This is a genomic window from Stenotrophomonas sp. FBCC-B152, from assembly GCF_059134105.1.
The window spans coordinates 2,866,559-2,880,957 of record NZ_CP101442.1; the positions used below are offsets into that span (position 1 = coordinate 2,866,559).

General features: G+C 69.1%; 12 protein-coding genes. 3 read left to right on the forward strand and 9 right to left on the reverse strand.

Going from position 1 to position 14,399, the window contains the following annotated elements; genetic code table 11:
- Positions 1–34: 34 nt before the first annotated feature.
- The 4 genes from NMB40_RS13275 to pilG are packed head-to-tail and all read right to left on the reverse strand — an operon-like array spanning position 35 to position 3,430.
- On the reverse strand, positions 35–2,071 hold the full coding sequence (locus NMB40_RS13275; protein ID WP_068853718.1) for a methyl-accepting chemotaxis protein: 2,037 nt from the start codon (positions 2,069–2,071) through the stop codon (positions 35–37).
- A 43-nt stretch (positions 2,072–2,114) separates the two neighbouring features.
- The gene (locus tag NMB40_RS13280; RefSeq protein ID WP_282247345.1) at positions 2,115–2,645 is read right to left on the reverse strand and encodes a chemotaxis protein CheW; all 531 of its coding nucleotides are present in this window, start codon (positions 2,643–2,645) and stop codon (positions 2,115–2,117) included.
- On the reverse strand, positions 2,645–3,010 hold the full coding sequence (locus NMB40_RS13285) for a response regulator (RefSeq protein WP_494358699.1): 366 nt from the start codon (positions 3,008–3,010) through the stop codon (positions 2,645–2,647). Before NMB40_RS13285 ends, NMB40_RS13280 begins: the two co-directional genes overlap by 1 nt.
- 18 nt (positions 3,011–3,028) lie before the next feature.
- Positions 3,029–3,430 (reverse strand): twitching motility response regulator PilG, encoded by a 402-nt coding sequence (gene pilG, locus NMB40_RS13290; RefSeq protein ID WP_068853721.1) that lies wholly within the window; start codon positions 3,428–3,430, stop codon positions 3,029–3,031.
- Positions 3,431–3,678: 248 nt separating this feature from the next.
- Here pilG and gshB point away from each other — a divergent pair, with 248 nt between their 5' ends.
- A complete protein-coding gene (gene gshB, locus NMB40_RS13295; protein WP_494358700.1) occupies positions 3,679–4,629 on the forward strand; it encodes a glutathione synthase in 951 nt (316 codons plus the stop codon).
- A complete protein-coding gene (locus tag NMB40_RS13300) occupies positions 4,626–5,513 on the forward strand; it encodes an energy transducer TonB family protein (protein WP_494358701.1) in 888 nt (295 codons plus the stop codon). The genes gshB and NMB40_RS13300 overlap by 4 nt, the downstream gene beginning before the upstream one ends.
- Before the next feature lie 15 nt (positions 5,514–5,528).
- On the opposite strand, the gene tsaB is transcribed toward NMB40_RS13300, so the two are convergent.
- From tsaB to mrcB, 4 genes are all read right to left on the reverse strand, one after another.
- Positions 5,529–6,236, reverse strand: coding sequence for a tRNA (adenosine(37)-N6)-threonylcarbamoyltransferase complex dimerization subunit type 1 TsaB (gene tsaB / locus NMB40_RS13305; RefSeq protein WP_494358702.1), 708 nt, complete (start codon positions 6,234–6,236; stop codon positions 5,529–5,531).
- Positions 6,237–6,241: 5 nt separating this feature from the next.
- On the reverse strand, positions 6,242–8,278 hold the full coding sequence (gene yoaA, locus NMB40_RS13310) for a DNA repair helicase YoaA (protein ID WP_494358703.1): 2,037 nt from the start codon (positions 8,276–8,278) through the stop codon (positions 6,242–6,244).
- A 65-nt stretch (positions 8,279–8,343) separates the two neighbouring features.
- Positions 8,344–8,874 carry a tetratricopeptide repeat protein gene (locus NMB40_RS13315; protein ID WP_494358704.1) on the reverse strand — a complete coding sequence of 177 codons (531 nt, stop codon included), beginning with the start codon at positions 8,872–8,874 and terminating at the stop codon, positions 8,344–8,346.
- Between the two features lie 23 nt (positions 8,875–8,897).
- A complete protein-coding gene (gene mrcB, locus NMB40_RS13320) occupies positions 8,898–11,336 on the reverse strand; it encodes a penicillin-binding protein 1B (protein ID WP_494361079.1) in 2,439 nt (812 codons plus the stop codon).
- A gap of 95 nt (positions 11,337–11,431) precedes the next feature.
- On the opposite strand from mrcB, the gene NMB40_RS13325 reads away from it, so the two are divergent.
- Positions 11,432–13,531: a glycosyltransferase gene (locus tag NMB40_RS13325; RefSeq protein ID WP_494358705.1), complete on the forward strand. Its 2,100-nt coding sequence runs from the start codon at positions 11,432–11,434 to the stop codon at positions 13,529–13,531.
- 9 nt (positions 13,532–13,540) lie between these two features.
- Here the strand turns inward: NMB40_RS13325 and NMB40_RS13330 are convergent, their stop codons facing one another.
- Positions 13,541–14,383 carry an SDR family oxidoreductase gene (locus NMB40_RS13330; RefSeq protein WP_494358706.1) on the reverse strand — a complete coding sequence of 281 codons (843 nt, stop codon included), beginning with the start codon at positions 14,381–14,383 and terminating at the stop codon, positions 13,541–13,543.
- Positions 14,384–14,399 lie beyond the last annotated feature (16 nt).

Genomic DNA, 14,399 nt, shown 5'->3' on the forward strand with positions numbered 1-14,399 from the left:
TGCTGATTCCTTCCCTCTCCGCCCTGCCCGCGGCTCACGCGGGCAGCTTGAAGTCGGCAACCGAGCGGCGCAGGTCGGCCGCCAGCTGTGCCAAATGACCGATCGACTCGGCGGTCTGTCCCGCGCCCTGCGAGGTCTGGCCGGTAATCTGACGGATCACGCCCATGGTGCGGGTGATGTCCGACGCGGCCGACGACTGCTGCTGGGCGGCGATCGAGATGTTCTTGATGAGGTTGTTGAGCGCGTTGGACACGCGTTCGATTTCAGTCAGTGCCGTACCGGCATCCTCGGCCAGGCGTGCACCGGACACCACTTCGGCGGTGGTCTGCTCCATCGAGCTGACCGCTTCGTTGGTATCGGCCTGAATGGCCTGGACCAGGTTTTCAATTCGGCGGGTCGCACCGGAGGTGCGTTCTGCCAGGCGCTGCACTTCGTCGGCCACGACCGCGAAACCACGACCGGCTTCACCGGCCGAGGCGGCCTGCACCGCGGCGTTCAACGCCAGGATGTTGGTCTGCTCGGAAATGTCGTTGATCAGTTCCACGATCGAGCCGATTTCCTGCGAGGACTCGCCCAGGCGCTTGATGCGCTTGGAGGTTTCCTGGATCTGGTCGCGGATCTGGTCCATGCCCTGGATGGTTTCACGCACCACGCCGGCACCTTCGGCGGCGATGACCACCGAGCGCTGTGCCACGTCGGCCGATTCGGCCGAGTTGCGCGACACCTGCTCAATGCTCGACGCGATTTCGCCGATGCGGTCCGATGCCGAGGTGATCTGGTTGGCCTGGTGGCCGGCCGCTTCGGCCAGCTGCATGGCCGTGGCCTGGGTTTCCTGGGTGGACACGGCGACCTTGGCCGAGGTGTCGTTGATGGTGGTCACCAGGTGGCGCAGTTCGTCCACGGCGTAGTTGATTGCGTCGGCGATCGCGCCGGTCATGTCCTCGGTCACCGAGGCCTTCACCGTCAGGTCGCCTTCACCCAGCGAGCTGATTTCGTCCAGCAGCCGCATGATGGCCTGCTGGTTGCGGCTGTTGAATTCCACCTGGGTCTGGTAGCGCAGTTCCTGTTCGCGCGAACGGCTGCGCACGGTGCTGCTGACGAAGCCGATGATGGCGATCAGCGACAGCGCGCCGGAGATCACGCCCAGCCAGAAGTTCGGGAACAGGCGGGTATCACGCACCGAACCGAACGAGGAGAACGCCTCGAACAGCTTCTTGCTGTCATCCAGCATCTTGGTCGAACCGCCGGTCAGCGCCGCGGCCGAGGACTGCGCCGAGAACAGCTGGCGCGAGCTGGCCAGGATCGCGTCGGCGTCCTGCTTCATGGTGTCCCACTGCTTCTGCGACTGCTCCAGGGCGGCCAGCGCGGCGGCATTGCGGACCGGGGCGATGCCCAGTTCTTCGTTGCCGTTGCGCAGCGCGTCCAGCACCTGGGTGAACACCACCGAGTCGCGGGCCAGCGCATCGCCCGCGGCGGCGGCGTTGCCGCCACCGGCGCGCATTTCGGTCACGCGGCGGGCCATCGAGCCCACCACCACGACCTGCTGCAGGGCGTTGTACACCTGCGACGCCGGGGCGCCGCTGGCCGACATGGCGCGCACCACTTCATTCAGCTGGGCCTGCAGGGCAGGCACGCCGTTGACGAAGTTGTTGGCGTTGCCAGCCAAGGCCAGCACGGCCGGTTCGCTGGCCACCAGCTGGGCGGCGCTCTTGCCGAGCGGCTCCCAGGTCTGGGTCAGCTGGTTGAGCGGACCGGACACGTTGGCTTCGCTGCCGTAGCGGCCCTGCAGGCTGCTCACGGTGCTTTCGATGCGGGCCTTGGTGTCCTTGAAGGCGGTGAACGCCTGGGCGTTGCCCGAGACCGCTTCACGGCCCTGGTTGGCCAGCTGCTGGGACAGCACCTGGAGATCGGCCGCGCCGGTGCTGGCGCCGGCCAGGCGACTGCCCTGCCAGGTGGCCACGCCGGTGTTGACGCCGAACACGATCATCGACAGGGCAAGCAGGCCCAGCCAGAAATTGGTTCCTACCGTGCCCAGCTTGCCGGCCTTGGCGGTTTCCGAAGAAGTACTCATCGTTCAACCTCGATCTTCAATGCAGTGAGGCAGGCAGCAGCGATCACGCCGCGGCCTGCCTGAATTCGGGGGTACGCGACAACAGCGACAGCGAGAACACGCCCCAGTCGTGGCCGTCGCCATGGAACGCGCGGTCGATGAAATGGGCGTAGCGGCCGCTGGCCAGGTCACCGCTCTCGATGTCCTGGTCCAGCTCGAAACTGCGCTGGCCGAACAGTTCATCGATGGTCAGGGCAACGTCGCCGCCGGCCTGGCGCATGATCAGCACCCGCTGGCCTTCCTGCTGCACGGTGCGCTCGCCTTCCATGAAGTACTTCAGGTCGACCACCGGGAACAGGTTGCCGCGCAGGTTGCCCACGCCCAGCAGCCACGGCTGCGCGCCGGGCACCGGGGTGATCGGCGGCATCGGCACGATTTCGACCACCTCGCGGAAGTCCGAGACCAGGTGGCGCTTGCCGACCCGGTAGCCGACGCCGCGCCACAGGTCCTGGGCGAACTGCCGCTCGGGCAGCTGCACCGCATGGGCCAGGCTGCGCCGTTCGTAGGCTTCAAGGATGTCGAAGGGAGAACGCATCAGGACACCAGCAGTTCATTGATCTGCGCGATCAGGTCTTCTTCGCGCGGTGGCTTGACCACATAGGCGGCCGCGCCCTGGCGCAGCCCCCAGGCCTTGTCGGTTTCCATCGCCTTGGTGCTCACGATGATCACCGGGATGGCCTTGGTCTTGTCATCGCGGTTCAGCGCGCGGGTAGCCTGGAAGCCGCTCATGCCCGGCAGCACCACGTCCATCAGCACGAGCTGCGGCTGGTGTTCCTGGACGAGCTTGATCCCGTCCTCGGCGTTGCCGGCCTCGAGCACTTCGTGCCCGGCCTTGGTCAACCATTGGATGAACACCGCCCGGTCGGTCGGTGAGTCCTCGATCAGAACGATTCGAGCCATTGTGCCTTTCCCCCCTGGTCAGGCGTTTACGTATGTGCGGATGGCACCCAGCAGTTCTTCACGCGTGAAAGGCTTGGTCAGGTACTGCTCCGAGCCCACGATGCGACCGCGCGCCTTGTCGAACAGGCCGTCCTTGGACGACAGCATGATCACTGGCGTGGCCTTGAACAGCTGGTTGTTCTTGATCAGCGCGCAGGTCTGATACCCGTCGAGACGGGGCATCATGATGTCCACGAAGATGATCTGCGGCTGTGTGTCGGCGATCTTCGCCAACGCCTCGAAACCATCGGTCGCGGTCACTACTTCGCAGCCTTCACGCTTGAGCAGCGTTTCGGCCGTTCTGCGGATGGTCTTCGAATCATCGATGACCATCACCCTGAGCCCTGCGAGTTCCCCACCCGCAGCCATGTTTTCAGTCATTACCTTTCCCCGAGCGCGCGACGCTTCTGCTTTGGTCCGGCGCCGCTGCGAAAGCGTATCTATATCCCACCACGCGGCCGTCATCAAGGGTGTGCTTCCGAAGCCAAGCCGGGAGCGCCTCCCCGGAACCGGCCCGGCCCGGAATTGCGCAAAGCGTGAAGACCGCCGGACGCTGCGTTCCGCCGCTCCGGGCAGGCAATACGGGCGCATTGCCGCTACCATCAGCGCCTGCCCGCCAGGTTGCGACCATGCCGTTGAACGTCATCGTGGTGATGGATGCCATCGCCCACATCAAGATCGCCAAGGACACCACCTTCGCCATGCTGCTGGAAGCCCAGCGCCGTGGCCACGCCCTGCATTACGTCAGCCCCGGTGGGCTGGCGCTGCGCGACGGGGTGGCGGTGGCCCGTACCGCGCCGCTGCAGGTGCGCGACGACAAGCATGACTGGTTCACGCTGGGCGAATTCAGCCAGACCACCTTCGGCCCCGGCCAGGTGGTGCTGATGCGCAAGGATCCGCCGGTGGATGCCGAATTCATCTACGACACCCAGGTGCTGGGCGTGGCCCAGCAGGCCGGTGCGCTGGTGGTGAACGACCCGCAGGGCCTGCGCGACTACAACGAGAAGCTGGCCGCCCTTCTCTTCCCGCAGTGCTGCCCGCCGACCCTGGTCAGCCGCCGCCACGCCGACCTCAAGGCGTTCGTGCTGGAACATGGCCAGGCCGTGCTCAAGCCGCTGGACGGCATGGGCGGGCGCTCGATCTTCCGCAGCGGCACCGGTGATCCGAATCTCAACGTGATCCTGGAAACGCTCACCGATGGCGAGCGCAAGCTGACCCTGGCGCAGAAGTTCATCCCCGACATCACCGCCGGCGACAAGCGCATCCTGCTGGTCGACGGCGAGCCTGTGGACTACTGCCTGGCGCGGATTCCGCAGGGCGACGAGTTCCGCGGCAACCTGGCCGCCGGCGGCCGCGGCGAAGGCCGCCCGCTGAGCGAGCGCGACCGCTGGATCGCCGCCCAGGTCGGGCCGGAGATGAAGCGCCGCGGCATGCGCTTCGTGGGGTTGGACGTGATCGGCGATTACCTGACCGAGGTCAACGTCACCAGCCCCACCTGCGTGCGTGAGCTGGATGCGCAGTTCGGGCTGAACATCGCCGGCACCCTGTTCGATGCGATCGAGGCCAGCCTGGCGCAATGAATACGGCGGTCGCTCCGATGGTGCCCCTGCAGGCCCGCGAATCGCAGCGCCTGGGCGCGACCCTGGCGCTGTCGGCGCTGGTGCATGCGCTGTTGATCCTCGGGGTGGGCTTCGCGGTCAGCGACAACGCCGCGCTGGTGCCGACCCTGGACGTGATCTTCAGCCAGACCCAGACCCCGCTGACGCCCAAGCAGGCCGACTTCCTGGCCCAGGCCAACCAGCAGGGCGGCGGCGACCACGACAAGGCGCAGCGGCCGCGTGACAACCAGACCGGCATCGTGCCGCAGCCGCAGGCCGGGCTGTCGCCGGTGCCGCAACAACGCCAGGATGCCGCGCGCCCGCCACCGCCGCAGGCGCGCGTGGTGGCCAGCCGCAACAGCCCCGACCAGGTCGCCGAGGCGCAGCCACAGCCGCTGCCGGAGAATCCGCAGCCGGACGCGGCGCTGACCGCACGCGAGCAGCGCGATGCCGAAATGGCCCGCCTGGCCGCCGAGGTGCACCTGCGCTCGGCGCAGTACGCCAAGCGCCCGAACCGCAAGTTCGTGTCGGCCAGTACCCGCGAGTATGCCTACGCCAATTACCTGCGCGCCTGGGTGGACCGCGCCGAGCGCGTGGGCAACCTCAACTACCCCGATGAGGCGCGCCAGCGCCGGCTGGGCGGCCAGGTGGTGATCACCGTGGGCGTGCGCCGCGATGGCAGCGTGGAAAGCAGCCGGATCCTGCGCAGCAGCGGCACGCCGCTGCTGGATGAAACCGCGCTGCGGGTGATCCGCCTGGCCCAGCCGTTCCCGCCGTTGCCCAAGACCGATGACGGCGTGGATATCCTGCAGGTCACCCGGACCTGGGTGTTCCTGCCCGGCGGCGAGCTGCGCGACGACCGGTAACGCCGGCCGCTGGAATCATCCCCCGTGTTTCGCAGCGCGCGCGGCCTGCTGTTCCACCAACGTCAACGCCACGTTGTTGCGCAGGTAGGCCGGTTCCACCAGCTCCGGCGCCATCGCCTCACCGCGCTCGAACATCGGCACTGCCAGCGTCAGCAGGTCGGAGGCACGCGGCAACGCCTGCGCATCGACACCCTCCAGCTGATCGGCCAATCGCATGGCCAGCACGCCGTCGGCCGCACCGAAGCCCGTACCGACACCGAACCAGCGCGTGCCATCGGGCAGTTCCACGGCCTCCGGCGAACACACCACTTCCTCGCCCTGCAACTGCCACTGGCCGTCTACGCGCACGTGGCGCGCCGCATAGACCTCGCCCATGCGTGCATCGATGCTGCTCAGCACGTGGGTGGCCGCGGCCGGCGCGCGCAGCGCCAGCACCTGCAGGGTGGACACCGGAATCAGCGGGCGGTCCAGCGCCAGTGCGATGCCCTGGGCAATGGCAATCGCCAGCCGCACGCCGGTGAAGGCGCCGGGACCGCGCCCCAGGGCGATCGCGTCGAGCTGCGAGCGCGCCAGCCCGGCCTCGGCCAGCAGTTCCTCGGCCCAGGGCAGGCTCAGTTCGGCATGGCGGCGCGGGGCGATCTCGAAGCGCTCACGGACCTGCCCGTCCACGTACAGGGCGACGGAACAGGCTTCGGTGGCGGTTTCAAAGGCGAGCAGTTTCATGGGGATCAGAACAGGGAAGTAGGAAAGGCGTCAGCCACCGGGGCGGGACTGGCAGTCCCGATGTCGGCAGCAGCGGCGGGCCATTGTGGCGCAAAGAAGGTCTGCACATCGCCCAGCGAGCGGGTGCGCCGGAACGGCGGCAGCGAATCCAGGAAGGTGCGGCCGTAGCTGCGGCTGACCAGGCGCGGGTCGCACAGCACCAGCACGCCGCGGTCGGTCTCGCTGCGGATCAGCCGTCCCACGCCCTGCTTGAGCGCGATCACCGCCTGCGGCAGCTGCTCGTCGCGGAAGGGATTGCCGCCGTCGCGGCGGATCGCATCCAGCCGTGCCTCGAACACCGGGTCGTCGGGGGCGGCGAACGGCAGCTTGTCGATGACCACCACGCTCAACGCATCGCCCACCACGTCCACGCCCTCGCGGAAGCTGGCCGAGCCCAGCAGCACGCCATTGCCCGATTCGCGGAAGCGCTGCAGCAGCGTGGCGCGCGGCGCCTCGCCCTGCACGAACAGCGGCCAGGGTGCGTCGCGCAGCGCTTCGGCCGCCTCGCGCAGCGCGCGATGCGAAGCGAACAGCAGGAACGCGCGCCCGCCCGATGCCTCCAGCACCGGGGTCAGCGCGCGGATCAGCGCGGTACCAAAGCCGCGCGCGGCCGGATCCGGCAGGTCGGTCGGCAGGTAGCACAGCGCCTGGTGGGCCCAGTCGAACGGGCTGGGCTGCAGCAGCGTGATCGGGTCGTCCAACCCCAGTCGCTGCGCGATGTGCTCGAACTTTCCATCCACCGTCAGCGTGGCCGAGGTGAAGATCCACGCCGCCATCGAGCGGTCTCGATGCTCGCGCAGCGGCCCGGACACGTCCATCGGCGTGCGCTGGCAGCGGAAGCCACGCGGGGTGAGTTCGTACCACAGCACGTCGGCCGCGGCCGGCACCTGTTCCGGGTCGGCGTCGAAATCCAGCAGCGGCGCGTCATCGCCCAACCAGCGCGACAACCGCGACACCGCCTCCATCGCCCGCGCGTGGCAGGCATCCAGCCCCGGCGATGCGGCGCGCACGCCATCCAGCACGTCGCGCAGCGCCACCAGCGAACTCATCGCGGCATCGAAGCCGTCGCGCACCTGCGGCACCGCCAGGGCGCGCCACTGGGTGCCCCGCGCCGGCAGGCCGTCCATCGCCGTGCGCAGATCGCGCAGGGTCTGCTCCAGCGTGCCGGCATGCGCCTGCAGCGCGGCCTGGGCGCCGGCCACGCTGCGGCTCTCGGCCAGGCAGTCGCGGGCCAGCTCCTGCCACGGCCGCATGCCGAAGCCTTCGCCGAAGAAGTTGGCCGCCAGCTCCGGCAACTGGTGTGCTTCGTCGATCACGAACGCCTGCGCGCCCGGCAGGATTTCGCCGAAGCCCTCCTGCTTGAGCGCCAGGTCGGCCAGCAGCAGGTGGTGGTTGACCACCACCACGTCGGCCGCCTGTGCACGCTGGCGCGCCTGCACCACGAAGCAGTCATCCCAGAACGGGCACTCGGTGCCCAGGCAGTTGTCCACCGTGGAGGTGACCATCGGGTACAGCGGCGAGTCGTCAGGCAGCGCTTCCAGTTCGGCCATGTCGCCGAACTTCGTGCGCCCCGACCAGGCCAGGATGCGCTGGAACTGCGCCACTTCCTGCGGCGAGGTGAAGCGCGGTTCACCCCGCGCCTGCTGCAGCCGGTACCGGCACAGGTAGTTGGAACGGCCCTTGAGCAGCGCGCTGCTGTGTCCCACCCCGAGTGCGGCGCGCACGCGCGGCAGGTCACGGTGGTACAGCTGGTCCTGCAGTGCGCGGGTACCGGTGGAAATGATGGTCTTCAGCCCCGACAGCAGTGCCGGCACCAGGTAGGCGAAGGTCTTGCCGGTGCCGGTGCCGGCTTCGGCCAGCAGCACCTCGCGCTGGTCGAAGGCCTCGGCGATGGCCGTGGTCAGGCGCAGCTGCGCCGGGCGCGCAACGAACGCATCGAGTTGGCTGGCGAGCGTGCCGCCCTCGCTGAGGGCTTCACTGCTGGCGTGGGCAAGGCGGGACATGTGGACATGATAATGCGTCGCCCGATGACGCGTGCCGTAGAGCCGGGCCCTGCCCGGCTGAACCGTCAATAGCGCTTGATGCCAGGCACCGTGCAACCCTCGAGCTGGGCGTGCGCCGACACCGCGTTTTCCTTCTCGCCGCGCGCCAGGCGCGCCTGTTCGATGGTGGCCCAGTGGCGGCGGCACAGCGGGCCGGTCTTCGAGCCCAGTTCCACCGCCTTGCGCGCCAGCGTTTCAGCGCGGGCCCAGTCGCCCTGCAGCAGCGCGATCTCCGCGCGTTCCTGCACGATCGACGGATCGCCTTCGTTGATCAGCAGCGCCTGGTCCAGCGCTTCGGCCGCGCCCGCCAGGTCATTGGCCTGGCGCTTGGCCTTGGCCACCACGCGCAGGTCTTCGATGCCGGCATCACGCAGCGGCTGCACATCCAGCTCCTTGTCGTCCTTGCCGGCGCTGGCATCCACGGCGGCCATGCGCTGGGCCGGCGTGGTGGTATCGACCGGCGGCTTCACCGGCGGCGCGGTGGACACGCAGGCGGCCAACGCCAGGCCGAGCGCGAGCGCGGAAGCGGTACGGATCACGGTGCGGGAGGTCGTCATGCGGAGCTGCCTTGCGTTGCGCTTCATCGAGCGGGGGGAGTGGCCGCGGGTGCGGCCTGCGCCGGCTCGGCGGCCGGTTCGGGCTTCTTGTCCAGGCCGAACCAGCTGCGCCAGCCACCGCCTTCGCCACCCTCGCCGCCTTCGCCTTCCGGCAATGCGGTGGGGGCCACGCAGGCAGTGTAGGCCGGCGCGTAGCCAACCACGAACGGGAAGCGGCGCGCGCCCGGGCAGGACTCGTCGGTGGCGGCGGTACCGCCGGCTTCCACCGGCTGCCAGTCCAGGCCCTTGTTGCTGACCTTCAACGGTGCGCTCGGCAGGCGGCTGAAGATGCCCGACCACACCCGCATGGCGCCGGTGGCGCCGAACAGGCCGGTCTGCTCGTTCTGGTCGTTGCCCATCCAGACCACCGCCAGGTGGTCGCCGGTGTAGCCGGCATACCAGCTGTCGCGGCCGTCGTTGGAGGTGCCGGTCTTGCCGGCGGCCTGCAGGCGCGACAGGCCGTCGGCATTGAGGCGCGCCGCGGTGCCGCTGGAGACCACCTGCTGCAGGCCGATGCTGATCAGGTTGGCCGCGATGGAGTCGCCTTCCTGGGCCGGTGCCGGAGTCTTGTCATAGCGTTTGAGCAGCTTGCCCTGCGGATCGAGCACGCCGCGCACCGCGTGCAGCGGCTGGATCTCGCCACCGGACGCCAGGAACTGGTACAGCTGCGCCATCGCGTACGGGCTCTGGTCGGTCGCGCCCAGGATCACCGATGGATTGCTCTCGGCCTTCAACCCGGCCAGCACGTGGATCAGCTGGGTAACCCGCTCCGGGCCCACCTGCATGCCCACGCGCACGGTGGCCTGGTTGTAGGAATTGGCCAGCGCATCGACCAGGCGCACGGTGCCGTGGCTGCGGTTGTCCGCGTTGCCCGGGGTCCAGCGCTTGCCACGGCTGAGCTGCACGGTCACCGGCGAATCGTCGACGAAGGTGGCCAGCGAATACTTGTCCGGTTGCGCCAGCGCCAGCAGGTACACGAACGGCTTGAGCAGCGAACCGACCTGCCGCTGCGCCTCGATGGCGCGGTTGAAGCCCGGTTCGGACACGTCGCGGCTGCCGACCACGGCCAGCACGTCACCGTTGTGCACGTCGGTCAGCACCAGCCCGGCCTGCAGTTCGGGACGGCGCTTGTTTTCCAGCGACTTCAGCGTCTTGGTCACCGCGCCTTCGGCATAGGCCTGGGCAGACGGCGCCATGCCGGTCATCACGCTCAGGCCGGCGCCCTGCAGCACCGCTTCCGGGTAGTCATGGCCCAGCTGGCGGCGCACCAGGTCGACGTAGGCCGGGAACCGGTTCGCCGCGATCAGGCCCGGGTTCTTCGGCACGCCCAGTGGCGCCTTCAGCGCGCGCTGCAGTTCGGCGTCGTCGATCAGGCCGTTTTCGTGCAGCTTGCCGAGCACGAAGTTGCGGCGGTCCAGCGCACGCTCGGGATTGCGGCGCGGGTCGTAGTAGGACGGCCCCTTGACCAGCCCGATCAGCAGCGCGATGTGTTCGGTGTTGAGCGAGGACAGGTCGCGACCGAACCAGAATTCGGCGCCGGAGGACATGCCGTGGATCGCCTGGCTGCCGCGCTGGCCCAGGTACACCTGGTTGAGGTAGGCCTCCAGGATGGTGCGCTTGTCGTAGCGCGCTTCCATGATCAGCGCGTACAGCACCTCGTTGAACTTGCGGGTGACGGTCTGTTCCTTGCCGATCCCGAGCAGGCCGCTGCGGGCCAGCTGCTGGGTCAGCGTGGAGGCGCCCTGGCGGCTCTGGCCGCCGGAGCGCACGGTGACCCAGACCGCGCGCGCGATGCCGCTCAGGTCGATGCCGTGGTGCCGGTTGAAGTCCTTGTCTTCCACCGCCTGCAGGCCGGTGACCAGCAGCTCGGGGGTGTCCTCCAGCCGGACCAGGCGACGCTCTTCCTGCTTCTGGCCGTACAGCGTGGCGATACGCGCCGGGTCCAGGCGCGCGGCCTTGAGCGCCTTGCGGCTGTCGGCATCGCGCAGCGAGGCGATCTGGCCACCGGAGAGGCTCAGCTCGATCCGTCGCGGCGCGACCTTGCCGTCCACGTCGTTGTAGCCGCGGCTGGACACCACGAAGCGACCGCCCTCCTGGCTGAAGGTGGCCGGCGACTTGCCGGTGCCGTCATCGCGGTAGGCCGATGCCGCCAGCTCGGTCTTGAGCGTCTGCGCATCCATGACCACGCCCGGCGCCAGCGCCAGCGGCCGTGCATAGACGCGGGTGGGAATCTGCCAGCGCAGCTCGCCGAAGCGCTGGGTGACCTGGGTGTTCAGGTACACCGTATAGGGAATGAGGAAGCCCAGCGCGAGCGCAACGGCGGCCATGCCCCAGGTGATCAGGCGACGACGCCACTGCGGCCAGCGGCTGTCGGTGTCGTCCTCGAACGCGTCGTTGTCGTCGGAATCGTAGCGTGGGGGCACGGGCATGCAAGAATGTAAAAGTCCGGCGAGTCTAGCGCAGCCTTGGTGGCGCGCGTGTTCCCCGGTTTTCCCCGCTTAGCTGGAGTTGTAACGGGATGTCCACATCCTTGGCCGATGCACGCTACTTCCTGAACCGCATGATCGGCCTGTTCCGGCGCAGCCTGGCCAGCCTGCGGACACGGGGCTGGCAGGCCACCTGGCAGCGTATCCGGGTGCATACCCGTGCCCTGCCCGAGCTCCAGCGCGAGCCGCTGTACCTGCCCGCCGCCGCCCCGTTCGCGCCGGTTTCGGTGCCGCACAGCGTTGAGCCGCGGGTCAGCATTGTGATCCCGGTGTACAACCATGTGGGCCACACCCTGGCCTGCCTGCGCGCCCTGGCGGCCCACCCGCCGCAGGTGGCCTGCGAGATCCTGGTGGTCGACGACGGCAGCAGCGATCACACGGCGACGTGGATGCCGCAGGTGCAGGGGCTGCGTTATGAGGTGCGCGCAGCCAACGGCGGTTTCATCGAGGCCTGCAACGATGGCGTGGCACGTTCGCGCGGCACCTACGTGGTGCTGCTCAACAATGACACCGTGCCGCAGCCCGGCTGGCTGGACGCGCTGCTGGACACCTTCGACGCGGTACCCGACGCCGGCCTGGTGGGCTCGCAGCTGTTGTATCCGGACGGCCGCCTGCAGGAATCGGGCGGCGTGGTGTTCAACGATGGCAGTGCCTGGAGCTACGGCCGCTTCGAATCGCCCGACGACCCGCGCTACCGCGCGCTGCGCGACGTGGACTACTGCTCCGGTGCGGCGTTGATGCTGACGCGCGCGCTCTGGGACCAGCTCGACGGGCTGGATACGCGTTACCGCCCGGCGTACTACGAAGACACCGACCTGGCCTTCGCGGTGCGCGCGGCCGGCCGCCGGGTGCTGGTGCAGCCGGCCAGCCGGGTGGTGCACGACGAAGGCACCAGCAACGGCACCGATACCGGCAGCGGGGTCAAGGCCTACCAGGTCCGCAACCAGGGCGTATTCGCCGCCAAGTGGGCGCAGGTACTGGCCGGCCATCCTGCCGTGGGCAGCGTGCCCACGCCGGCACTGCTGCACCGCCAGCAGCGCCAGGTGCTGATCCTGGACGAACGGGTGCCGCAGCCGGACCGCGATTCCGGCTCGCTGCGCCAGTACAACCTGATCCGCATGCTGCTGGCCGAAGGCCTGCACGTGGTGTTCGTGCCGACCCTGCGCGAACATGCCGGCGCGCCCACCGAAGCGCTGCAGAAGCTGGGCGTGGAGGTCTGGTACGCCCCGTTCCTGGAAGGCGTCGGCGCGTGGCTGCGCGAGCACGGGCCGCGCTTTGCGGTGGTGATGATGGTGCGCCACCACGTGGCCAGCGAATGCCTGCCGCTGCTGCGGCGCTATGCACCGCAAGCACGCCGCGTGTTCGACACCGTAGACCTGCATTACCTGCGCGAACGCCGCGGCGCGGAGCTGGCCGGCGATGCCGGGCTGCTGCGCAATGCCCAGCGCACCCGCAGCCGCGAACTGGCGGTGATGGCCGCCAGCGATGTGACCGTGCTGGTCAGCGAGGCCGAGCGCGTGCAGCTGCAGGTCGATGCCCCGGCCGTGCACGTGGAGCTGATCTCCAACCTGCATGAAGTGGCCGGTGGCGGCGCCAGCTGGGCGCAGCGCCGCGACCTGGTGTTCGTCGGCGGCTTCCGTCATCCGCCGAACGTGGATGCCATGCACTGGTTCATCGGCGAGGTGTTCGCGCGCATCCGCGCGCAGTTGCCGGAGGTGCGCTTCCACTGCATCGGCGCCGACGTTCCCCCTGCCCTGCAGGCGCTGGCCGCCACCCAGCCGGGCGTGCAGATCCATGGCTTCGTGCCGGTGGTGACGCCCTACATGGACGAGGTGCGCATCGCGGTGGCACCGCTGCGCTTCGGCGCCGGCGTGAAGGGCAAGGTCAACCTGAGCATGGCCCACGGCCAGCCGGTGGTGGCCACCACCGTGGGGGTCGAAGGCATGCACCTGCGCGATGGCGAGGATGTGCTGGTAGCCGACGATGCCGACGCGTTCGCCGACGCCGTGGTCCGCCTGTATCGCGACGAAGCGCTGTGGCAGAAGCTGTCGACCGCCGGGCTGCACAACGTGGCCGACCACTTCTCGCTGGATGCCGCGCGCGACACGGTGCGGCGGGTGTTCGTCCAGTAACCGCCTGCGTCAGGGGCGGCTCGGCCGCCAGGTGTCGGGCGTGGGCTGGAACGCGCGCGGTACCACGCCCAGGCGTCGGGTCAGTTCGGTGTTGTCCGCCACCAGGTCCTGCTGCAGCCGCGACACCGGACCGCGGGCGCGCGGCACGGCGGCCGCAAGCAGGCCAAGCGCCGCCTGCGGCAGGTACAGCGGCAGCGTGACGCTGCCCATGCTCGCCCGCACGCGCTGGAACATCTGCTGGTAATCCAGCCGTTCGCCACCGCCGATCTGCAGGGTCTGGCCGGATCCCGCATCGCAGCGCAGCACCGCCATCACCGCCAGCGCGATGTCATCGGCGTGGACCGGCTGGCGCAGCCCGTGGGCCATGGGAATGGGAAACAGGCGCGTGCGCCGCGCCCGCGCCACGATCGGGGTCAGGCTGCGGTCGACCCCCGCGCCATACACCAGCGTGGGACGCAGCACGGTCCACTGCATGCCCAGCCGCTCGGCCTGTTCGGCCAGGTTCCGCTCGCCCCGCTGCAGCAGCGCCACCAACGCCTGTTCATCGGCTTGTGCCGATCCCTGCTTGGTCAGCACGCTCATGGAGCTGGTGACGATGATCTTCGCCGCCGGCGCGGTGTGCTGCCGGGCCAGCCAGTCGCCCCATGCATCCAGCGGCGCGAAACTGACGATCGCCTGCAGCGGTTGCGGCGGTGCCGGCAGCGCGCGCATGTCCCCCACCTGCCAGTCCACCCCCGGCTGTGCCGGCTGTGCATGCCGGCTCAAGGCCCACACGGGCACCTGCGCCGCCACCAGCCGCGGCAACAGGAACCGGCCAATCTGGCTGGTCGCACCCGAAACAAGTACCGTCATCGCCTTCCCACGTTGG